General features: G+C 71.0%; 19 protein-coding genes and 2 tRNA genes. 13 read left to right on the forward strand and 8 right to left on the reverse strand.

What is annotated here, in order from left to right; translation table 11 throughout:
- Window positions 1–212: 212 nt before the first annotated feature.
- The 3 genes from ABTY04_RS04020 to ABTY04_RS04030 all read left to right on the forward strand — a co-directional run bounded on the left by ABTY04_RS04020 (window position 213) and on the right by ABTY04_RS04030 (window position 2,229).
- Entirely contained in the window at window positions 213–674 is a 462-nt protein-coding gene (locus tag ABTY04_RS04020; protein WP_352211723.1) for a molybdenum cofactor biosynthesis protein MoaE, read from the forward strand.
- A 157-nt stretch (window positions 675–831) separates the two neighbouring features.
- Window positions 832–1,029, forward strand: a complete 198-nt coding sequence (locus ABTY04_RS04025; RefSeq protein WP_352211724.1) for a hypothetical protein — start codon at window positions 832–834, stop codon at window positions 1,027–1,029.
- A gap of 108 nt (window positions 1,030–1,137) precedes the next feature.
- Complete coding sequence (locus tag ABTY04_RS04030; protein ID WP_352211725.1) at window positions 1,138–2,229, forward strand: YlbL family protein; 1,092 nt, start codon at window positions 1,138–1,140, stop codon at window positions 2,227–2,229.
- A 52-nt stretch (window positions 2,230–2,281) separates the two neighbouring features.
- Here the strand turns inward: ABTY04_RS04030 and ABTY04_RS04035 are convergent, their stop codons facing one another.
- Window positions 2,282–2,845: a PPA1309 family protein gene (locus ABTY04_RS04035; protein WP_352211726.1), complete on the reverse strand. Its 564-nt coding sequence runs from the start codon at window positions 2,843–2,845 to the stop codon at window positions 2,282–2,284.
- A gap of 153 nt (window positions 2,846–2,998) precedes the next feature.
- Here ABTY04_RS04035 and ABTY04_RS04040 point away from each other — a divergent pair, with 153 nt between their 5' ends.
- The 4 genes from ABTY04_RS04040 (at window position 2,999) to ABTY04_RS04055 (ending at window position 8,295) form a co-directional block, all read left to right on the forward strand.
- Window positions 2,999–5,875 carry a UPF0182 family membrane protein gene (locus tag ABTY04_RS04040; protein WP_352211875.1) on the forward strand — a complete coding sequence of 959 codons (2,877 nt, stop codon included), beginning with the start codon at window positions 2,999–3,001 and terminating at the stop codon, window positions 5,873–5,875.
- A gap of 45 nt (window positions 5,876–5,920) precedes the next feature.
- Window positions 5,921–5,994 (forward strand) — tRNA-Met (locus ABTY04_RS04045).
- 203 nt (window positions 5,995–6,197) lie between these two features.
- Window positions 6,198–8,054 carry a tetratricopeptide repeat protein gene (locus ABTY04_RS04050; protein ID WP_352211727.1) on the forward strand — a complete coding sequence of 619 codons (1,857 nt, stop codon included), beginning with the start codon at window positions 6,198–6,200 and terminating at the stop codon, window positions 8,052–8,054.
- A gap of 167 nt (window positions 8,055–8,221) precedes the next feature.
- Window positions 8,222–8,295, forward strand: a tRNA-Met gene (locus tag ABTY04_RS04055).
- A 103-nt stretch (window positions 8,296–8,398) separates the two neighbouring features.
- Here the strand turns inward: ABTY04_RS04055 and ABTY04_RS04060 are convergent.
- The gene (locus ABTY04_RS04060; RefSeq protein WP_352211728.1) at window positions 8,399–8,815 is read right to left on the reverse strand and encodes a Fur family transcriptional regulator; all 417 of its coding nucleotides are present in this window, start codon (window positions 8,813–8,815) and stop codon (window positions 8,399–8,401) included.
- Between the two features lie 122 nt (window positions 8,816–8,937).
- Here ABTY04_RS04060 and ABTY04_RS04065 point away from each other — a divergent pair, with 122 nt between their 5' ends.
- On the forward strand, window positions 8,938–10,416 hold the full coding sequence (locus ABTY04_RS04065; RefSeq protein ID WP_352211729.1) for a catalase: 1,479 nt from the start codon (window positions 8,938–8,940) through the stop codon (window positions 10,414–10,416).
- 125 nt (window positions 10,417–10,541) lie between these two features.
- Here the strand turns inward: ABTY04_RS04065 and ABTY04_RS04070 are convergent, their stop codons facing one another.
- A complete protein-coding gene (locus tag ABTY04_RS04070) occupies window positions 10,542–10,937 on the reverse strand; it encodes a CBS domain-containing protein (RefSeq protein WP_053784601.1) in 396 nt (131 codons plus the stop codon).
- A 189-nt stretch (window positions 10,938–11,126) separates the two neighbouring features.
- Window positions 11,127–11,933: a histidinol-phosphatase gene (gene hisN / locus ABTY04_RS04075; protein ID WP_352211730.1), complete on the reverse strand. Its 807-nt coding sequence runs from the start codon at window positions 11,931–11,933 to the stop codon at window positions 11,127–11,129.
- A 172-nt stretch (window positions 11,934–12,105) separates the two neighbouring features.
- Here hisN and ABTY04_RS04080 point away from each other — a divergent pair, with 172 nt between their 5' ends.
- Window positions 12,106–12,678, forward strand: a complete 573-nt coding sequence (locus tag ABTY04_RS04080; protein ID WP_352211731.1) for a TetR/AcrR family transcriptional regulator — start codon at window positions 12,106–12,108, stop codon at window positions 12,676–12,678.
- On the opposite strand, the gene ABTY04_RS04085 is transcribed toward ABTY04_RS04080, so the two are convergent.
- The 4 genes from ABTY04_RS04085 to ABTY04_RS04100 form a co-directional block, all read right to left on the reverse strand.
- Window positions 12,644–12,967, reverse strand: a complete 324-nt coding sequence (locus ABTY04_RS04085) for a DMT family transporter (protein ID WP_007266432.1) — start codon at window positions 12,965–12,967, stop codon at window positions 12,644–12,646. The two genes, ABTY04_RS04080 and ABTY04_RS04085, sit on opposite strands and share 35 nt — an antisense overlap.
- Window positions 12,968–13,066: 99 nt before the next feature.
- Window positions 13,067–14,077 carry a ribosome small subunit-dependent GTPase A gene (gene rsgA, locus ABTY04_RS04090; protein WP_352211732.1) on the reverse strand — a complete coding sequence of 337 codons (1,011 nt, stop codon included), beginning with the start codon at window positions 14,075–14,077 and terminating at the stop codon, window positions 13,067–13,069.
- A 9-nt stretch (window positions 14,078–14,086) separates the two neighbouring features.
- Window positions 14,087–15,424: a 3-phosphoshikimate 1-carboxyvinyltransferase gene (aroA, locus tag ABTY04_RS04095; protein ID WP_352211733.1), complete on the reverse strand. Its 1,338-nt coding sequence runs from the start codon at window positions 15,422–15,424 to the stop codon at window positions 14,087–14,089.
- Between the two features lie 65 nt (window positions 15,425–15,489).
- Window positions 15,490–16,203: a M50 family metallopeptidase gene (locus ABTY04_RS04100; protein WP_352211734.1), complete on the reverse strand. Its 714-nt coding sequence runs from the start codon at window positions 16,201–16,203 to the stop codon at window positions 15,490–15,492.
- 53 nt (window positions 16,204–16,256) lie between these two features.
- On the opposite strand from ABTY04_RS04100, the gene ABTY04_RS04105 reads away from it, so the two are divergent.
- The 4 genes from ABTY04_RS04105 (at window position 16,257) to rsrA (ending at window position 19,075) form a co-directional block, all read left to right on the forward strand.
- A complete protein-coding gene (locus ABTY04_RS04105) occupies window positions 16,257–17,072 on the forward strand; it encodes an SOS response-associated peptidase (protein ID WP_352211735.1) in 816 nt (271 codons plus the stop codon).
- Window positions 17,073–17,090: 18 nt separating this feature from the next.
- A complete protein-coding gene (locus ABTY04_RS04110) occupies window positions 17,091–17,747 on the forward strand; it encodes an alpha/beta hydrolase family protein (protein WP_352211736.1) in 657 nt (218 codons plus the stop codon).
- Window positions 17,748–18,131: 384 nt separating this feature from the next.
- On the forward strand, window positions 18,132–18,776 hold the full coding sequence (locus tag ABTY04_RS04115) for a sigma-70 family RNA polymerase sigma factor (RefSeq protein ID WP_352211876.1): 645 nt from the start codon (window positions 18,132–18,134) through the stop codon (window positions 18,774–18,776).
- Window positions 18,773–19,075: a mycothiol system anti-sigma-R factor gene (gene rsrA / locus ABTY04_RS04120; protein ID WP_053784609.1), complete on the forward strand. Its 303-nt coding sequence runs from the start codon at window positions 18,773–18,775 to the stop codon at window positions 19,073–19,075. Before ABTY04_RS04115 ends, rsrA begins: the two co-directional genes overlap by 4 nt.
- The last annotated feature ends 98 nt before the right edge of the window (window positions 19,076–19,173 follow it).

Below are 19,173 nucleotides of genomic sequence, written 5' to 3' on the forward strand. Positions count from 1 at the left end.
GAGCCCCGGCCCCGGCCCCGCTCCGGTCCCTGGTCCGGGCCCCGGCAGCGGGCCTGGTCACCGCCACGGGCAGGCGGCCCGGGCGTCGCTCCGGTTGCCGCCGTGGCGGGCGCCGGAGCGGCCGTTCCTGTAGGAGGCTCCATACCCCGGGGTCGTACAGCCGGTCGAATCGGCTATTCCGCGATGTGAGAGCGGTGGTGCACGATGGCTGCATGGCACCGCACTTCGACCACCCCGGCGAGCAGGCCGCTCCGGACCCGATCCGGCTGCTCGCGATCCGCGAGACCCCGCTCTCGATCGACGAGGTCTTCAAGGCCGTCGGCGACGATGCGACGGGCGGTACGACGTTCTTCGTCGGCACGGTGCGCAACCACGACGGCGGGGCCGACGTCGATGCGCTCGGCTACTCCTGCCACCCGACGGCCGAGGCGGAGATGCGCCGCATCGCCGAGCGCGTGACGGCCAAGTACCCGGTCCGCGCCCTGGCCGCCGTCCACCGCATCGGCGACCTGTCCGTCGGTGATCTCGCGGTGATCGTGGCGGTGTCCTGCCCGCACCGCGGAGAGGCCTTCGAGGCCTGCCGGATGCTGATCGACGACCTGAAGCACGAGGTCCCGATCTGGAAGCACCAGACGTTCTCGGACGGCACGGAGGAGTGGGTCGGCGCCTGCTGACCCTCCGGGTGGGCCCCGCGCGCGGGAAGGTTTCGGCAACCGGGTACTGTCCCACCCGTTCGGCCGCGCAACACGCCCTCGATTTGCGTAACCCCCTCCCGGGCACGAGCGTTGAAGCCACCAACGACACGTACTTTCGGGGCAGGGAGGCACGTCCATGGCGTCACTGGCGTGGTTGCTGATTCCACTGTTCGCCGCGATCGGAGCGGCGATATGGGGCAGCTGGGCGGCGCGCGACCGCACCCAAGGTGACATATCCGAACTCGCGGGATACGCGAGGTTCCGTGAAGCAATGAACAAGGCCGATGAGGCCCGGGCGAAGACAGCGGCCCACTCCGGTTCCGACGCCGTATGAAGCGTCCCGGGCAGGGCCCCGTGAGAATCCGCTGAGAGTTCCGCCTGCGGCTCCCGTACGGACCGGCCCCGGCGGCCGGCCCTCAGGGCCGTCCCGTACTGTCGATCCATGCCACGCCGCACTGCGACGATGCTCGCCTCCACCCTCATGCTGTTCGCGCTGCTCTGCGCAGGGGTGTTCATCAAGGTCCCGTACTCGGAAATGAGCCCGGGCCCCACGGTGAACACGCTCGGGGACTCGCACGGCGAGCCCGTCATCAGCATCGCGGACCACAAGACGTACCCGGCCTCCGGGCACCTCAACATGACGACGGTCCGCGTCACGGGCGCCGACTACGACATGAACCTGCTGGAAGCGGTCTACGGCTGGCTGTCCGACGACAACATCGTCGTCCCGCACGAGAACCTCTACCCGGACGGGAAGACGGAGGAGCAGTCCACCCAGGAGAACGCCGAGGAGTTCAGCCAGTCGCAGGAGAGCGCCAAGGTGGCGGCCCTCAAGCAGCTGGGCACGCCGGGGGTCACCTCCCGCGTCGTGGTCTCCACGGTCGTCAAGGGCAGCCCCGCCGAAGGCAAGCTGCACGCCGGTGACGTGATCCGGTCCGTCGACGGCAACCCGGTGGGCGCCCCCGAGGACGTGGCCAAGCTCGTCACCCGGCGCAAGGCCGGCGAACCGGTCGAGTTCGCCATCGTGCCCGCCGCCGAGGCGGCCGAGGCCGAGAAGGCGCACCGCGAGCCCACCGGGTCGGCCAAGGTCACGATCACCACAGCCAAGGCGGAGGGCGACGGACACGCCATCGTCGGCATCCGGGCGGGCACCGACCACACCTTCCCGTTCAACATCGACATCAAGCTCGCCGACGTCGGCGGCCCGAGCGCGGGCCTGATGTTCGCCCTCGGCATCGTCGACAAGCTCACGCCGGGCGATCTGACCGGCGGCAGGTTCGTCGCGGGCACCGGCACCATCGACGACACGGGCAAGGTCGGCCCCATCGGCGGCATCCAGATGAAGACGATCGGTGCCCGCAAGGCGGGCGCCGAGTTCTTCCTGACGCCCGCCGAGAACTGCGCCTCGGCCTCCCAGCACATCCCCGACGGCCTCACCCTCGTGAAGGTCTCCACCATCGGCGACGCCACCAAGGCGCTGGAGAAGATCAGCAAGGGGGACACGGCCGGGCTGCCGCAGTGCGGCAAGCCCTGACCGGTCCGCGGCGGCGGCTCCGGCCGCCGCCGGCCCCGTCCGGTCCGGGAACTCAGTCCAGGAACGTCGCGGCCAGCGCCTCGGCCAGCCCCGGCACCAGGCTCGCGCCGGTCAGGACCTCGCTCGACGAGTCCTTCTCGCGCAGCCGCACCGCGGATTCCCGCGACCCGTCGCGCAGGACGCCCACGGTCAGGCGGACCTCCTGCCGGTCCGGGTGCGCGGCGACCCACTTGGCCAGCTGCTTGTCGCTGAGCCCCTCCGGAACGGAGGCCTCCGCGGACGGCGGCAGCATCAGCCGCTCCACGGTCAGGGCGCAGCCGATGATCGCGGGGGGCCAGGCGATGGTCCCCAGGAACTTGTCCAGCGGCATGCCCTTCGGCACCTCGTCCTGCTCGATCGGGGTGAGCTGGCTCTTGCCCGTGTCGTCCTGGTCGAGGCCGAGCTGGCCCGCGAGCCGGGGCTCGGACTTGCGCAGCTTGGCGGTGTCGACGAGCGCGAACAGCCGGGCGGGCTTGTCCCAGCCGAGGGTGGAGGCGTACTCGTCGATCTCAAGGACGGCACGCGTCAGGGGGGTGGCCGCCATCGGCGTGCCGGGGGAAGGAGAAACGTTGGACATGGACTACATCCTGCCTCCTTTCCACCCGACACCGGGAACTGACTAAAGCCTCAGTAAGTTGAATGAGTGGGCCCTACGATCGGGTGCCCAGCTTTTGAAATTGTCCAGCGACGACACTCAGCGACTTTCGAGGTGCGCACCTTGGCTTTCCAGATGCCGGACCGCGGCGGAGGCCCCTCCGGGCCACGGATGAGAGTCGGCCGCCCCTCCCGGCGTGCCCGCACTCTTCTGATGACCTTGGGCGTACTGGCCGTCCTGGGCATGGCGTTCATCATGTTCGCGGGCTTCTGGACGGACTGGCTCTGGTTCCGGTCCGTGAAGTACTCCACCGTCTTCACCACCACCCTGTGGACCAAGGTCGGCCTCTTCGCCGTCTTCGGCCTGCTGATGGCGGGTGCCGTCGGGCTGAACATCTGGCTGGCGTACCGGCTGCGGCCCCCGCTGTCCGCGATGTCGATGGAGCAGCAGAGCCTCGACCGCTACCGGATGAGCGTCGCCCCGTACAAGACGTGGCTGCTCCTCGGCATCGCGGCGCTCGTCGGCATGATCGCGGGTGCCTCGGCGGCCGGCCAGTGGAAGACCTGGCTGATGTACGTGAACGGGGTGCCCTTCGGGCAGAAGGACCCCCAGTTCCACCTGGACGTGTCGTTCTACACCTTCGACCTGCCCTGGTACCGCTTCCTGCTCGGCTTCGGCTTCGCCGCGGTCGTGCTGTCGGTGATCGCCGCGGTCGTCGTCCACTACCTCTACGGCGGACTGCGCGTGACCAGCCCGGGCGCCCGGGCCACCGCCGCGGCGACCGGGCACCTGTCGGTGCTGCTCGGCCTCTTCGTGACGCTCAAGGCGGTCGCGTACTGGCTCGACCGGTACGGCCTCGCCGTGAAGTCCAGCGACTTCAAGGCCGCCGACAACTGGACCGGTCTGCGCTACGTCGACGCGAACGCGTACCTGCCGGCGAAGACGATCCTCGTCGCCATCGCCGCCATCTGCGCCGCGCTGTTCTTCGCGACGCTGTGGCGCCGCACCTGGCAGCTGCCGGTCATCGGCTTCGGCCTGATGGTGCTCTCGGCGATCCTGATCGGCGGGCTGTACCCGGCGATCGTGCAGAAGTTCCAGGTCCAGCCGAACGAGCAGGCCAAGGAATCGCCGTACGTCGAGAAGAACATCAAGGCGACGCGCGACGCGTACGGGATCGACCGGTCCGAGGTCAAGGACTACCCGGGCGTCCCGCAGACCGAGGACAAGAGCAAGCTGCGGCAGGCGGCCGACACCACCGCCAGCGTCCGCCTCCTCGACCCGAACATCGTCTCCCCGGCCTTCCAGCAGCTCCAGCAGGTCAAGGGCTACTACGCCTTCCCGTCCACCCTCGCGGTGGACCGGTACAAGAGCCAGGACACGGTCATCGGGCTGCGCGAGCTGAACATCGGCGGCATCCCGAAGAACAACTGGATCAACGACCACTTCAAGTACACGCACGGCTACGGCGTCGTCGCGGCCAAGGGCACCACCGTCAAGGACGGCGCCCCCGACTTCACCCAGTCCGACCTCCCCTCCAAGGGCATGTTCGGCACGGACTTCGAGCAGCGCATCTACTACGGCGAGCAGACGAAGCAGTACTCGATCGTCGGCGGACCGCAGAAGGAGCTCGACTACTCGGACGACAAGGGCGAGAAGGAGACGAGCTACGAGGGCGACTCCGGCGTCAACCTCGGCAACCCGGTCAACCGGGCGGCGTACGCGCTCGCGTTCAGTGAGCCGCAGATCCTCTACTCCGGCGCCATCGGCGACGGCTCGCGGATCCTCTACCACCGCACGCCCAAGGAGCGCGTCGAGGCCGTCGCCCCGTGGCTGACCATCGACGGCGCCCCGTACCCGGCGGTCGTCGACGGCCGGATCAAGTGGATCGTCGACGCGTACACGACGACGAACGGCTACCCGTACGCCTCGCGCACCACGCTGGGCCAGAGCACCGCGGACTCCCTGACCAACAGCCAGCGCGCGGTGGTGGCGCAGGAGAACCAGGTCAACTACATCCGCAACTCGGTCAAGGCCACCGTCGACGCGTACGACGGCACGGTCAACCTGTACCAGTGGGACACCGAGGACCCGGTCCTCAAGACCTGGATGAAGGCGTTCCCGGGAACGGTCAAGTCCAAGAGCGAGATCTCCAAGCCGCTCATGGACCACCTGCGCTACCCGCAGGACCTCTTCAAGGTCCAGCGCGAGCTGCTCACCCGGTACCACGTCACGGACCCGCAGACGTTCCTCAGCGGCAGTGAGGCCTGGGCCGTCCCGGACGACCCGACGAACAAGGCCGGCACGGCGGTCCCGCCGTACTACCTGTCGATGAAGATGCCGGACCAGAAGGAGAAGGACCAGGTCTTCTCGCTCACGACGACGTTCACGCCGAACGAGCGGGACAACCTGAGCGCCTTCATGGCGGTCAACGCCGATCCGGGCACCCCGGACTACGGCAGGATCAGGATCCTGAAGCTGCCGACCAGCAAGCCGGTCGACGGCCCCAAGCAGGTGCAGAGCAAGTTCCAGTCCGAGCCGAAGATCGCCGAGTCGATCCGGCTGCTGCGCGGCGGCGACTCCGAGGTCGAGTACGGCAACCTGCTCGCGGTGCCGCTCGACGGCGGGATGCTGTACGTGGAGCCGGTGTACGTGCGCAGTTCGAATCTGAAGTACCCGCTGCTGCGCAAGGTGCTGGTGACGTACGGCAACCAGACCGCGTTCGAGGACAGCCTGGAGAAGGCGCTCAACGTGGTGTTCGGGGCCGAGGCGCCGACGGTGCCGACGACTCCGGTGACCCCGCCGGGCGAGGGCACCACCACGCCCCCGACCGCCCAGGACCCGACGGTCAAGGCGGCCCTCGACGATGCCAAGAAGGCGATCGAGGCAGCCGAGAAGGCCCGGCAGGCAGGCGACTGGACGGCCTTCGGCAAGGCGCAGGACGACATCAAGTCGGCGCTCCAGCGGGCGATCGACGCGGAGGCGAGGCTGACGGCCCCGAAGCCCGCCGGCTGATCTGTAATGGCTCGGTCCCGCGTCGTGATACTGTGGTTTCACCGACGCGGGGTGGAGCAGCTCGGTAGCTCGCTGGGCTCATAACCCAGAGGTCGCAGGTTCAAATCCTGTCCCCGCTACTGAAGATGAAGGCCCGGATCCATGGGATCCGGGCCTTCGTCATGTCCAGGGGGGACATGCGGGAACCATGAGGTAGCTGGGACGGGTGAGTTGGGGCGAGAGCGTGTTTGACTTGTCTCTCTGTGGGCATGTCGACAAAACGCTGTGGTGACCTCACAGGCTGCGACATACCAGGTGTACGCGGGTAGCAGGTGATGCGACGATGGGATTTATGGGGGACAGGTCAACTCTGCTGGAGACAGGGCGGTTTGTGAGGGCGGAAGTCGGATCGGGCGCAGAGGCCGACGAGGGGGCTCCGGTCGTTGACGCGCAGACCGCACTGACCGATGCGGATTTCGCGGAGGAAATGTTCGCCGAGACCGACCCGGCGAGCGACGCCGAGCTGGAAGCACGGCACCGGGTCGCGGCCGACCGGGGCGACCCGGGCGCGATGAGCGTGCTCGGGGCTCTTCTGCTGCGCCGCGGCGACCTGGCCGGCGCCGAGCCGTACCTCAGGGGGGCGACCGCGGAGGGGGACCGCGCCGCCGCCAACAACCTCGGTGTCCTGCTGCTCCAGCGGGGCTACCCCGAGGAGGCCGCCGGCTGGTGGCGGGTGGCCGCCGTGGCCGGATCCGCGCCGGCCGCACACGCGCTGGGCCGTTATTTCCGCGAGCGCGGGGACGAGCCCGCCGCCGAGTACTGGCTGCGCCAGGCCGCGGAGTCCGGCCACGCCCTGGGCGCGTACGGGCTGGCCGACCTGCTGGAGCACCGCGGCGACCCGGGCGTGGAGCGCTGGCTGCGGCAGGCCGCCGAGCAGGGCCACCGCGAGGCCGCGTACCGCCTGGCCCGCCACCTGAGGAAGGGCGACCCCGCCGAGGCCGAGCAGTGGTACCGGCAGGCCGCCGCGCGCGGACACCGGCAGGCCGCGCTGCACCTGGGCGCCCTGCTGGAGGCGCGCGGGGAGCTCAAGGAGGCCGGGCGCTGGTACCTGACCTCCGCCAAGCAGGGCGAGGCGCGGGCCGCGTGCGCGCTCGGCTTCCTGCTGCGCGACGCCGGCGACGAGGAGAGCGCCGTCGCGTGGTGGAACCGCGCGGCGCAGGACGGCGACGGGAACGCCGCCAATGCGCTGGGCGCGCTGCACGCCGCGCGCGGGGAGACCGAGACCGCGGAGAAGTGGTACCGGACCGCCATGGACGCGGGCGACCAGAACGGGGCGTACAACCTTGCTTTGCTGTGCGCCGCACAGGAGCGGACCGCCCAGGCCGAGCAGTGGTACCGGCGGGCGGCCTACGCCGGGCACCGGGAAGCCGCCAACGCGCTCGCCATCATGCTGCTCCAGACCGGCGACGCGGCGGGGGCCGAGCCGTGGTTCTCGAAGGCGGCCGAGGCCGGCAGCGTCGACGCCGCGTTCAACCTCGGGATCCTGTTCGCCAGCCGGGACGAGGACCGGACGGCCCTGAAGTGGTACGAGCGGGCCGCGTCGGCGGGCCACACCGACGCGGCGCTCCAGGTCGGCATCGCCCTGGTCCGCGACGGCGAGGACCGGGCGGCCGAGCGGCATCTGCGCTGCGCCGCGGGCGGCGGCAGTGCGGAGGCGGCGTTCCGCCTGGCGGCGCTGCTGGAATCGCTGGCTCCGCCGCCGGAGCCGGTGGCGCTGGGCGAGCCGGTCGGCGGGGCCGAGCGCACCGAGAGCGAGGAATGGTACGAGCGGGCCGCGGAGCTGGGGCACCGGCGCGCGCAGGTGCGCATCGGGATGCTGGCCGCGGCGCGGGGCGATCTGGCGGTCGCCGCGCGCTGGTACCGGGAGGCGGCCGAGGCCGGCTCGCGGAACGGGGCGTTCAACCTCGGGCTGCTGCTGGCGCGCGAGGGGAACGAGCCGGAGGCTGCGCTGTGGTGGACCCGGGCCGCGGTGGCCGGCCACGGCCGCGCGGCGCTGCGGCTGGGGCTGCTCGCCGCGCGGCACGGGGACCTGGCCGAGGGGCAGAAGTGGTGCCTTCGGGCCATGGAGCTGGGACCGGCGGAGGTCTCCGAGCGTGCGGCCCGGCTCCGCGAAGCCCTCGCCGAGGAGCTCTCGGTCTGAGGGCGCGGCGCCGCTGCGCACGTGGCCCCGGGCTGCGCGCGGGCTTCCCGGGGCTCAGCCCCGGAGCCCCGGAGCCCGCGCATCAAGCGCCGGCGGGGCCGCATTCGGGTGCATCGTTAAGCGATTTGCATCTGTCGGGGGGCGTCGCGTAAAGTCGTGTTTACCGACGCGGGGTGGAGCAGCTCGGTAGCTCGCTGGGCTCATAACCCAGAGGTCGCAGGTTCAAATCCTGTCCCCGCTACTGAAGACTGAAGGCCCGGATCCTCTGGATCCGGGCCTTCAGCCGTTCTCCGGGCAAACCGAAGGGGCCCGGGAGTATCGCTCCCGGGCCCTGTTTCCGTTCGTCACGCCCCCGCGCAGTTCGGGCACACCCCGCGGTACGTCACCTCGACCGCCGACACCACGAAACCGAAGCGCTCCGCATCCGGGAGGTCGGCCAGCGGGTTGCCCGCCGGGTGCACGTCGCGGATCGCGCCGCACTGGGCGCAGACCAGGTGGTGGTGGGGCTTGTGGGCGTTCGGGTCGTACCGCTTGGCCCGGCGGTCCGTGGAGACCTCCAGGACCTCGCCGAGGGACACGAGCTCGCCCAGCGTGTTGTAGACGGTGGCGCGCGAGATCTCCGGCAGCTTGTCCACCGCGCGGGCATGAACCTCGTCGGCCGTCAGGTGAACGTGGTCACCGTCGAGCACCTCGGCCACGACGCGCCGCTGTGCGGTCATGCGCCATCCGCGTCCGCGAAGTCGTTCCAGCAGGTCACTCATGGACACCAGCCTAACAGCGAGGGATTCGGTGTAACTCCCGAACTTGTGCGGAGTTGGAATCTTACTTGACTTAGACAAAGTCCATCGTAGGATCGAGTACGGCGAAGGCCAAGGACAGGCACATGGCAGGAACGACGCAGGAGGCGCACGTGACGCAGGGACCGCTCACCACGGAGGCCGGGGCTCCGGTCGCCGACAACCAGAACAGCGAGACGGCCGGCGTCGGTGGCCCCGTGCTGGTCCAGGACCAGCTGCTCCTCGAAAAGCTGGCGCACTTCAACCGCGAGCGCATCCCGGAGCGCGTGGTGCACGCCCGCGGCGCCGGCGCGTACGGCACGTTCACCCTCACGCGTGACGTCTCGCAGTGGACGCGGGCGAAGTTCCTGTCCGAGGTCGGCAAGCAGACCGAGACGTTCCTGCGCTTCTCCACCGTCGCGGGCAACCTCGGTGCGGCCGACGCGGTGCGCGACCCCCGCGGCTGGGCGCTGAAGTTCTACACCGAAGAGGGCAACTACGACCTCGTCGGCAACAACACCCCGGTGTTCTTCATCAAGGACGCCATCAAGTTCCCCGACTTCATCCACACCCAGAAGCGCGACCCGTACACCGGCTCGACCGAGGCGGACAACGTCTGGGACTTCTGGAGCCTTTCTCCCGAGTCCACCCACCAGGTGACCTGGCTGTTCGGCGACCGCGGCATCCCGGCGTCCTACCGCCACATGAACGGCTACGGCTCGCACACGTTCCAGTGGAACAACGAGGCCGGCGAGGTCTTCTGGGTCAAGTACCACTTCAAGACCGACCAGGGGATCAAGAACCTCACCCAGTCCGAGGCCAACCGGCTCGCCGGCGAGGACCCCGACTCGCACCAGCGCGACCTGCGCGAGTCCATCGAGCGCGGAGACTTCCCGAGCTGGACCGTGCAGGTCCAGATCATGCCCGCGGCCGAGGCGGACGGGTACCGCTTCAATCCGTTCGACCTCACCAAGGTGTGGCCGCACGAGGACTACCCGCCGATCGAGATCGGCAAGCTGGAGCTCAACCGCAACCCGGAGAACGTCTTCGCCGAGGTCGAGCAGAGCATATTCAGCCCGGCCCATTTCGTCCCCGGCATCGGCCCGTCCCCGGACAAGATGCTCCAGGGCCGTCTCTTCGCGTACGGCGACGCCCACCGCTACCGCGTCGGCATCAACGCCGACCACCTGCCGGTGAACCGCCCGCACGCCACCGAGGCGCGCACCAACTCCCGTGACGGCTTCCTGTACGACGGCCGCCACAAGGGCGCGAAGAACTACGAGCCGAACAGCTTCGGCGGCCCGCACCAGACCGGCCGCCCGCTGTGGCAGCCCGTCCCGGTGACCGGCGGCACGGGCAACCACGCCGCCCCCGTGCACTCCGAGGACAACGACTTCGTCCAGGCGGGCAACCTCTACCGCCTCTACTCGGACGACGAGAAGGCCCGCCTGGTCGAGAACCTGGCCGGCTTCATCGCCAAGGTCTCGCGCGACGACATCGTCGAGCGTGCGATCGACAACTTCCGCCAGGCGGACGGCGACTTCGGCAAGCGGCTGGAGGCCGCGGTCCAGGCCCTCCGCGGCTGAACGCCCCTTTGCGGCTGAGCCGCCGCCGCTTTCGCGGATGTGGCTGCCCGCCGCGTGGGTACCTCAATGGACGGTTGCCCGCCGAGAGCTGGAGGGCCGGACCCCGACGGGTCCGGCCCTCCGGCTCATGCCGGTACGGTGCTGCGCCGCGCCGGGACCCAGCAGCGGATGACGTCGCGTACGGACACGATGCCGACGGGGCCGCCGTGCTCCAGCACGATCAGATGGCGGAAACCGCCGTGGACCATCGCCTCGGCCGCCTCCTGGACGGTCGCCTGCGGGGTGCAGAACACCACGTTGTTGGTGGTGTGCGCGCCCACGGACTCCCGGTCGGGATCGTGGCCCGCGCCGATGGAGTTGAGGATGTCGCGTTCGGTCAGGATGCCGATCCCGCTGTGGTCGGGATCGAGGACGACGGCTGCGCCGACCCGTCGGCCGGACATCAGGCAGGCCGCCTGTCGGAGGGTGTGGGCGGGTCCGAGGGTGAGGATCACGGTGCTCATGGCGTCACGGACGAGCATGAAGAGAGCCACCTCCTGGGGAGAGTCCCTCCGCTTGGGTGGGTGCACCCGGTGAAGGTCCGCACCGGAAGGCGCGGAGCTTAGAGAAGGCCTTCACAAGCGCACAAGCGGAGGAGTCCCAGATTCCCATGGACACGGAGTGTCATCAAGAGGGCGCACCCGGTTGTCCGGGTGCAGGATCCGGACGGCTCAGGCGCGCGGGCGCAGATACCCCAGCATTTCCTCGTGCAACAGCCCGTTCGAAGCGGCCGCGTTCCCTCCGTGTACGCCCTCCACGCCGTCCAGGCTGGTGAACCGGCCGCCCGCCTCCTGGACGACGACCGCGACGGCCGCCATGTCCCACAGGTTCAGCTCCGGCTCGGCGCACAGGTCCAGCGAGCCCTCCGCGACCATCACGTACGGCCAGAAGTCGCCGTAGCCGCGGGTGCGCCAGCACTGCCGGGTCAGGTCCAGGAACCCGGCGAGCCGGCCCTGCTCCTCCCAGCCGCTCAGCGAGGAGTACGCGAAGGAGGCGTCCGCGAGGGCGCCCACCTTCGAGACGCCGAGCGGTACGGGAGCACCGCCCAGCGCACCGCCGGCGTACGCGCCCCCGCCCTGCGCCGCCCACCAGCGGCGGCCCAGCGCCGGGGCCGAGACCACGCCGACCACGGGCCGGAAGACGCCGTCGGCGCCCTCCTCCAGCAGCGAGATCAGCGTCGCCCAGACGGGGACTCCGCGCACGTAGTTCTTCGTGCCGTCGATCGGGTCCACGACCCAGCGGCGCGGGCCGCTGCCCTTGAGGCCGTACTCCTCGCCCAGGATGGCGTCGGCGGGCCGCGCGGCCTCGATCCCGGCCCGGACGACCTCCTCGGCGGCCCTGTCCGCCTCGCTCACCGGGGTCATGTCCGGCTTCGTCTCGACCAGCAGGTCGAGGGCGCGGAAACGCTGCATCGTGACGGAGTCCGCCGCGTCGGCGAGTTCGAGGGCAAGGCGGAGGTCATCGTCATACTCGGGCATGGCCGAACAGTATCGGGACTCCCCGGACCCGGCGAACGGCGTCCACAGTGCGACCGGGCAGGCGCCCTTGACAGGATCTGTCGGTCCGTCAACTCTGGCGGGAGAGCCGAGCGGGAAGTCGAGCGGGAAGTCGAGCGGGAAGTCGAGCGGGAAGTCGAGCGGGGAGGCGCGGATGCCGGCAGCCCGGGAGTCCTTGCTGGAAGCGGCGGGAGCGGCGCTCTTGGCGCGCCCCTGGCCGTCCGTGCGGATGGTCGACGTGGCGGCCACCGCCGGAGTGTCCCGGCAGACCCTCTACAACGAGTTCGGCGGCAAGGCGGGCCTGGGCCGGGCCCTGGTGCGCCGGGAGGCCGACTGGTACCTCGAAGGGGTGGACCGGGTCCTGCGCTCCCCGGCCGGGAGCGCCGAGCGCCTCGCCTCGGTCGCCGAGTGGACCGTACGGGCGGCCCGCGCGCGTCCCCTCGTACGGGCCCTGCTGACGGGGTGCTGGGACGGGAACTTGCCGATGCCGCCCGGGCAGGGCTCGCGGCCCGGAGTGCCGGCCCCCGGCCCGGGGGAGCTGGCCCGGGCCGTGCGCGACCGGGCCTCGGCCACGCTCACCCCGGAGGAGGGGGCGCAGCGGTGCGAGCTCGCCGTGCGCCTCGCGCTGTCGTACGTGATAGCCCCGGGCGAGGACCCGGGGCTCGGCGAGCTGATGCGGCTGCTCCGCCTGCTCAGTGAGCCGAGCCGGACAGCTGGAGGCCGATGACGCCCAGGATGACCAGCGTGATCGAGACGAGTTTGAGGGTCGAGACGAGGTCGCCGAGGAAGACCATGCCGTAGATGGCCGTTCCGGCGGCCCCGATGCCCGTCCACACGGCGTAGGCGGGGCCCACGTCCAGTTTCTTCAGCGCCAGGGTCAGCAGCCCGAAGCTGCCGAGCGCGAAGCAGGCGAAGGCGATCGTGGGCCACAGCCGGGTGAATCCGTGGGACAGCTTGAGGCATACCGCGAAACCGGTCTCCAGGATTCCGGCCACGACCACCAGCAGCCACGCCATGGCGCATGCCTCCCCGCGTCAGGTGACGTCGTGTCACGTGGTGCGATTATGCATTTACCGGATGTGGCGCCCTGCAAACCCCGCCGCACGACCGGACGATCAGTCGCCTTCGCGACGCTCGCGCGTCTGCAGCAGCCGCCGCAGCGAGTACAGGCGCGCCGGATCCGCGTGGCCGTCCTCCACCCACTTGTCGAGCGCGCAGTCCTGCTCGTCGTGGCTGCAGGCCCGCGGGCACTCCTCCGTACCGGGAGCCAGGTCCGGGAAGGCCAGGATCACCCGGGACGGGTCCACGTGGTGCAGACCGAAGGACCGCACGCCCGGGGTGTCGATGACCCAGCCGTCGCCCGCCGGGAGCGGCAGCGCCAGCGCCGAGGTGGTGGTGTGCCGGCCGCGGCCGGTCACCGCGTTGACATGGCCGGTGGCGCGCTGGCGGCCCTCGGCGACCAGCGAGTTCACCAACGTGGTCTTGCCGACGCCCGAGTGGCCGACGAAGGCGGTGATCCGGCCGGTCAGGCGCTCGCGCACGCGGTCGGCGGCGCCGCCCGTCGCCAGCTCCTCGCGGTTGGTCACCACGTAGTTCAGGCCGAACGTCGAGTAGATCTCCAGGATCTTGTCCGCGGAGGTCAGGTCCGACTTCGTGAGCACCAGCAGCGGCTCCAGCCCGGCGTCGTACGCGGCCACCAGGCAGCGGTCGATCATCCGGGGCCGCGGCTCCGGGTCGGCCAGCGCCGTGACGATCGCCAGCTGGTCCGCGTTGGCGACGACCACCCGCTCGTACGGGTCGTCGTCGTCCGCGGTGCGCCGCAGGACGGACTTGCGCTCCTCGATCCGCACGATCCGCGCGAGCGTGTCCTTCTTGCCGGTGAGGTCGCCGACGATCCAGACCCGGTCGCCGACCACCGCCGCCTTGCGGCCCAGCTCGCGGGCCTTCATCGCGAGGATCGTGCGGCCGTCGACCAGACAGGTCAGCCGACCGCGGTCGACGGTCAGGACGAAGCCCTCGGCCGCGTCCTCGTGCTTGGGCCGGATGCTGGTCCGCGGCCGGTTGCCCTTGGGGTTGGGCCGCTGGCGGATGTCGTCCTCGTCGGTGTGCTTGCCGTACCTGCGCATGACCGGGCCCTACGCTCCCGCACCCGCGAGCATGTCGGTCCACATCCGCGGGAAGTCCGGCAGGGTCTTCGCGGTGGTGGCCACGTTCTCGATCTGCACGCCCGGCACCGCCAGGCCGATCACCGCGCCCGCGGTGGCCATCCGGTGGTCGTCGTAGGTGTGGAAGACGCCGCCGTGCAGCTTGCGCGGGCGGATGTGCAGGCCGTCGGCGGTCTCCGTGACGTCGCCGCCGAGCTCGTTGATCTCCTTGGTGAGCGCGGCCAGCCGGTCCGTCTCGTGCAGCCGCAGGTGGGCCACCCCGCGCAGGGTGGACGGGGAGTCGGCCAGGGCGGCCACGGCGGCGATGCCCGGCGTGAGCTCGCCGACCTCGCCCAGGTCCACGTCGATGCCGTGGATCTCGCCGCTGCCGGTGAAGACCAGGCCCGCTTCGGTCAGCTCGCAGGAGCCACCCATCGCGGTGAAGATCCGGCGCAGCGCGTCACCGGGCTGGGTGGTGCGCAGCGGCCAGTCCGGGACCGTGACCGTACCGCCGGTGATCAGCGCCGCGGCCAGGAACGGCTGGGCGTTGGAGAGGTCCGGCTCGACGACCACGTCGCGGCCCAGCAGCGCACTCGGCGCGACCCGCCACACGTTCGGCTCGCCGCCCGCCTCGGGGGTGTCGACCTGGGCGCCCGCAGCGCGCAGCATCTCCACCGTCATCCGGATGTGCGGCATCGACGGCAGGGTGGTCCCGACGTGCCGGACCTCGACGCCCTGGTTGAAGCGCGGGCCGGAGAGCAGCAGGGCCGAGACGAACTGCGAGGAGTTCGAGGCGTCGATCTCGACGACGCCGCCCTCCAGGGCCCCGCCGCCCTGGACGGTCAGGGGCAGCGCGCCCCGGCCGTCGTCGTCGATCCGGGCGCCGAGGGTGCGCAGGGCGCTGATGACCTGGCCGAGCGGGCGCTCGTAGGAGCGCGGGTCGCCGTCGAAGCGGATGTCGCCGGCGGCCAGGGTGGCCACGGGGGGCAGGAAGCGCATGACCGTGCCCGCGTTGCCGACGTCGATGGTGGCCGGGCCGTGCAGGGCGGCGGGGATGATCCGCCAGGCCTCGCCGCCGGCTCCGTCGCCGGAGCTGGAGGAGGCCGTCTCCTCGATGCCGACGCCCAGCGCGCGCAGCGCGTCCGACATCAGCTGGGAGTCGCGCGAGCGCAGCGGGCGGCGTACCCAGCCCGGCTCGGCGGCGAGCGCGGCCAGGACGAGGGCACGGTTGGTGACCGACTTCGACCCGGGCACGGTGACGGTGGCGTGGACGGTGCCGTCGGCGAGCGGAGCGGGCCAGAGGGCGGGGAGCGCGGGGGTCTCGGTCATGGCCCCCACTTTAGTGGCTCCCCCAGGACCCAGATCTTGATCGCGCCGCCGGTGCGGGGTCGGTCTCAGAGGGTGAGAAGCCAGCGCCCGCCGCCGATGAGCGAGCACAGCGCGACCGCGTGGAAGAGGAGCAGCCAGGCCACCGGGTGGACGTGGGTGAGCCGCCCCAGCTGGTCCGCGTCCGAATCGGGCGCTCCGCCGTGCCGCCGCTTGGCCCCCAGCTCGAAGACCGGCCGCACACCACCCATCAGCAGGAACCACACCGCCAGGTACGCGAAGACCGCTTGGACCCCGGCCGGGGCCAGCCAGGAGACCAGGACGAACGTACCGCCGGACAGCACCACCGTCAGGGCGCCGTACGCGTTCCGGATCATCACCAGCATGGCCAGCAGCAGCGCGGTGGCCGCCCACAGCAGCAGGGTGATCCGGTGGGCCGACAGCAGCGCGGCCCCGCCGAGCCCCAGCAGGGAGGGCGCCGTGTACCCGGCGGCGGCGGTCAGGATCATCCCGAGCCCGGTCGGCTTGCCGCGGCTGACGGTGACCCCGCTGGTGTCGGAGTGCAGCCGGATCCCGTCGAGCCGCCGTCCGGTCAGCAGCGCCAGCAGCCCGTGGCCGCCCTCGTGGGCGATGGTCACGGCGTTGCGGGACAGCCGCCACAGCGGGCGCGGCCCCACGGCGGCCAGCGCGACCACGCCCGTCACGATCACCAGCCACAGGGCCGGCGGGGTCTGTATGCCGGTCAGCCGGTCCCACAGGCCGGCGGTCGTGGTGCTGTCCATAGAGTGGCGTACTCCTTGCGATGGTGGTCGGATGTCGTGGCAGTGTGGCAGCCATGTGCGGAAGGTATGCAGCGAGTCGCGGACCCGAGGACCTGGCCGAGGCCTTCGGTGTCGAGAAATGGGAGCCGGAGGAGACCCTGGCCCCCGACTGGAACGTGGCCCCGACGAAGGAGGTCCACGTCGTCCTGGACCGTCCCCTGAAAGACGCTCCGGACCGGCGTCCGGTTCGGCAGCTGCGGACCCTGAAGTGGGGGCTCGTCCCGTCCTGGGCCAAGAACCCCGACGGCGCCGCCCGGATGATCAATGCCCGGTCCGAGACCCTGGCCGAGAAGCCGTCCTTCCGCCGCCCCTTCGCGCAGCGCCGCTGCATCGTCCCCGCCGACGGCTACTACGAGTGGGTCACCGCCCACGACGAGCGCCAGCTGGAGGTCGAGGGGAAGAAGAAGCGGGCCCGCAAGCAGCCGTACTTCGTGCTGCCCGCCGACGGCTCCGTCTTCGCCATGGCCGGCATATACGAGTTCTGGCGCGACCGGACCCTGCCCGACGAGCACCCGCAGGCCTGGTGGGCGACCTGCTCGGTGATCACCGCCGAGGCGGAGACCGGGCCGCTGGGCGTGGCCCCCGCCGAGGGGCCGGCGTCGCTCGCCGACATCCACCCCCGGATGCCGCTGATGCTGACCCCGGACCGCTGGGACGCCTGGCTGGACCCGGCCCGGACCGACGCCGCTGAACTCCAGGCCCTGCTCGCACCGCCCCCGGGCGGGCTGATGCGGGCCTACCCGGTGTCCACCGCCGTCAGCAACGTGCGCAACAACGGGCCGGAGCTGCTCCACGAGCTGGCCGCGCCGGAGGAGGGCACGCTCTTCTAGGCCGTGCAGGATGGCTGCATGACCACGCGTACCGAGAGCGTCGACACCCCGGCGGGCGAGGCCCGCATCACCTGGCACCACGCCCCCGCCCGCACGGCCCGCCTCGTGCTGGCCCTCGGCCACGGCGCCGGCGGCGGCATCGAGGCCCGCGACCTCCAGGCCCTGGCCGCCGCCCTGCCCGCCCAGGGGGTCACCGTGGCGCTCGTCGAGCAGCCGTGGCGGGTCGCCGGGAAGAAGGTGGCCGCCGCGCCCAAGGTGCTGGACGAGGGCTGGCGGGGCCTGTGGCCGGCGCTGGCGAAGCCCGGACTGCCGGTGGTGGCGGGCGGACGCAGCGCCGGGGCCCGGGTGGCCTGCCGGACCGCCGCCGAGCTGGGGGCGGCCGGCGTGCTGGCCCTGGCGTTCCCGCTGCACCCGCCCGGCCGGCCCGAGAAGTCCCGGGCCGAGGAGCTCACCGGCGCCGGGCGGCCCGCCCTGGTCGTCCAGGGCGGCCGGGACCCCTTCGGGCGGCCGGCCGAGTTCCCGCCGCCGACCGCGCAGGCCGCGTACGAGCTGGTGGAGGTCCCGCACGCCGATCACGGCTTCGCCGTGCCGAAGACGGCCGGTCCGACCCCGGAGGAGACCCTTGAGGTGATCACCGGGGCCGCTGCCGCATGGCTCGCCGCACTTCCCCTCTGAACCCCGCTCGAACCCGGCCACAGGGCCGCTCGAAATCCGGTGGAGCGCCGTCGCGGGGGCGCGACGGATTTCGCGGGTCCCGTACGTGATGTGGACCACCGTGCGGCCCAGGACCTGACAGAGGCGGAAAACCCGGCCCCCGCCCGGGAATGCCCGGCCCCACCCTTCTGTTGTCCCCGATGTCAGAAGCACGGGAAATCGTCGGAGGAGAGGGAGCGCATGACCCAGGTCATCAGCCAGTACCGTCCGCAGGCGGCAGGCCTGGACTGGACGGTCCTGCCCGGGCCGAAGCGCGGCCCGCTTCAGGCGGCGGAAGGCCGGGATGGTCGACTATTCTCCGATTCGAGCGGGTCCGCTTTCGGAGCCGTCACGCAGTCGGAGGAGGTGGGTCCTGTCGCTGGGACCGACGAAGGCCACGCGGAGGAGACGACCCAGGAGCGCAATGCGCGCTTCGAGAGGGACGCCCTCGGCTACCTCGACCAGATGTACTCGGCCGCACTGCGCATGACGCGCAATCCGGCCGACGCCGAGGACCTGGTCCAGGAGACGTACGCGAAGGCATACGCGTCCTTCCACCAGTTCCGCGAAGGCACCAATCTCAAGGCGTGGCTCTACCGCATTCTGACCAACACGTTCATCAACTCCTACCGTAAGAAGCAGCGTGAACCGCAGCGCAGCGCCGCGGAGGAGATCGAGGACTGGCAGTTGGCGCGCGCCGAATCGCACATGTCGACCGGGCTGCGTTCCGCCGAGTCGCAGGCGCTCGACCACCTGCCCGATTCGGATGTGAAGGAAGCGCTCCAGGCCATTCCGGAGGAGTTCCGCATCGCGGTCTATCTTGCCGACGTAGAGGGCTTTGCGTACAAGGAGATCGCGGACATCATGGGTACACCCATCGGTACAGTCATGTCGCGACTGCACCGTGGCCGCCGTCAACTCCGCGGAATGCTGGAGGACTATGCCCGTGAGCGCGGGCTGGTCCCCGCCGGCGCGGGAGAGTCGAACGACCTGAAAGGCTCGGGCTCATGAGCTGCGGAGAGCCGCACGAGACGGAGTGCTCTGAGGTCCTGGACCACCTGTACGAGTTCCTGGACCACGAGATGCCGGACAGTGATTGCACGAAGTTCGAGACGCACTTCGGCGAGTGCAATCCCTGCCTGGAGAAGTACGGCCTCGAACAGGCCGTGAAGAAGCTGGTGAAGCGTTGCTGCGGTTCGGACGACGTGCCGACCGACCTGCGCTCGAAGGTCATGGGACGGATCGAGCTGATCCGTTCCGGCCAGGCCGTCCCCGATCACGACGTGACCGCGGATCCCGCCACCGGCTGACCGAACAACCGCCCCTGGAAGCCCACTTCGTTCACCCGAAGGTGCTAATCCGGGGGCGCCCGTACGGCGCAATACGAAAATGTGGCCCACTGCGCAAA

The sequence above is a fragment of the Streptomyces sp. NPDC097981 genome (assembly GCF_040302565.1).
Classification (GTDB): domain Bacteria; phylum Actinomycetota; class Actinomycetes; order Streptomycetales; family Streptomycetaceae; genus Streptomyces.

Coding starts and splice junctions, on each gene's coding strand:
- ABTY04_RS04065 (WP_352211729.1), top strand. CDS start 8,938: ATGGCAGGAACGACGCAGGAGGCGCACGTGACGCAGGGACCGCTCACC.
- ABTY04_RS04050 (WP_352211727.1), top strand. CDS start 6,198: ATGGGATTTATGGGGGACAGGTCAACTCTGCTGGAGACAGGGCGGTTT.
- rsgA (WP_352211732.1), bottom strand. CDS start 14,077: ATGCGCAGGTACGGCAAGCACACCGACGAGGACGACATCCGCCAGCGG.
- ABTY04_RS04030 (WP_352211725.1), top strand. CDS start 1,138: ATGCCACGCCGCACTGCGACGATGCTCGCCTCCACCCTCATGCTGTTC.
- ABTY04_RS04105 (WP_352211735.1), top strand. CDS start 16,257: ATGTGCGGAAGGTATGCAGCGAGTCGCGGACCCGAGGACCTGGCCGAG.
- ABTY04_RS04020 (WP_352211723.1), top strand. CDS start 213: ATGGCACCGCACTTCGACCACCCCGGCGAGCAGGCCGCTCCGGACCCG.
- ABTY04_RS04080 (WP_352211731.1), top strand. CDS start 12,106: ATGCCGGCAGCCCGGGAGTCCTTGCTGGAAGCGGCGGGAGCGGCGCTC.
- rsrA (WP_053784609.1), top strand. CDS start 18,773: ATGAGCTGCGGAGAGCCGCACGAGACGGAGTGCTCTGAGGTCCTGGAC.
- ABTY04_RS04060 (WP_352211728.1), bottom strand. CDS start 8,815: ATGAGTGACCTGCTGGAACGACTTCGCGGACGCGGATGGCGCATGACC.
- ABTY04_RS04025 (WP_352211724.1), top strand. CDS start 832: ATGGCGTCACTGGCGTGGTTGCTGATTCCACTGTTCGCCGCGATCGGA.
- aroA (WP_352211733.1), bottom strand. CDS start 15,424: ATGACCGAGACCCCCGCGCTCCCCGCCCTCTGGCCCGCTCCGCTCGCC.
- hisN (WP_352211730.1), bottom strand. CDS start 11,933: ATGCCCGAGTATGACGATGACCTCCGCCTTGCCCTCGAACTCGCCGAC.
- ABTY04_RS04110 (WP_352211736.1), top strand. CDS start 17,091: ATGACCACGCGTACCGAGAGCGTCGACACCCCGGCGGGCGAGGCCCGC.
- ABTY04_RS04040 (WP_352211875.1), top strand. CDS start 2,999: ATGCCGGACCGCGGCGGAGGCCCCTCCGGGCCACGGATGAGAGTCGGC.
- ABTY04_RS04035 (WP_352211726.1), bottom strand. CDS start 2,845: ATGTCCAACGTTTCTCCTTCCCCCGGCACGCCGATGGCGGCCACCCCC.
- ABTY04_RS04100 (WP_352211734.1), bottom strand. CDS start 16,203: ATGGACAGCACCACGACCGCCGGCCTGTGGGACCGGCTGACCGGCATA.
- ABTY04_RS04070 (WP_053784601.1), bottom strand. CDS start 10,937: ATGCTCGTCCGTGACGCCATGAGCACCGTGATCCTCACCCTCGGACCC.
- ABTY04_RS04085 (WP_007266432.1), bottom strand. CDS start 12,967: ATGGCGTGGCTGCTGGTGGTCGTGGCCGGAATCCTGGAGACCGGTTTC.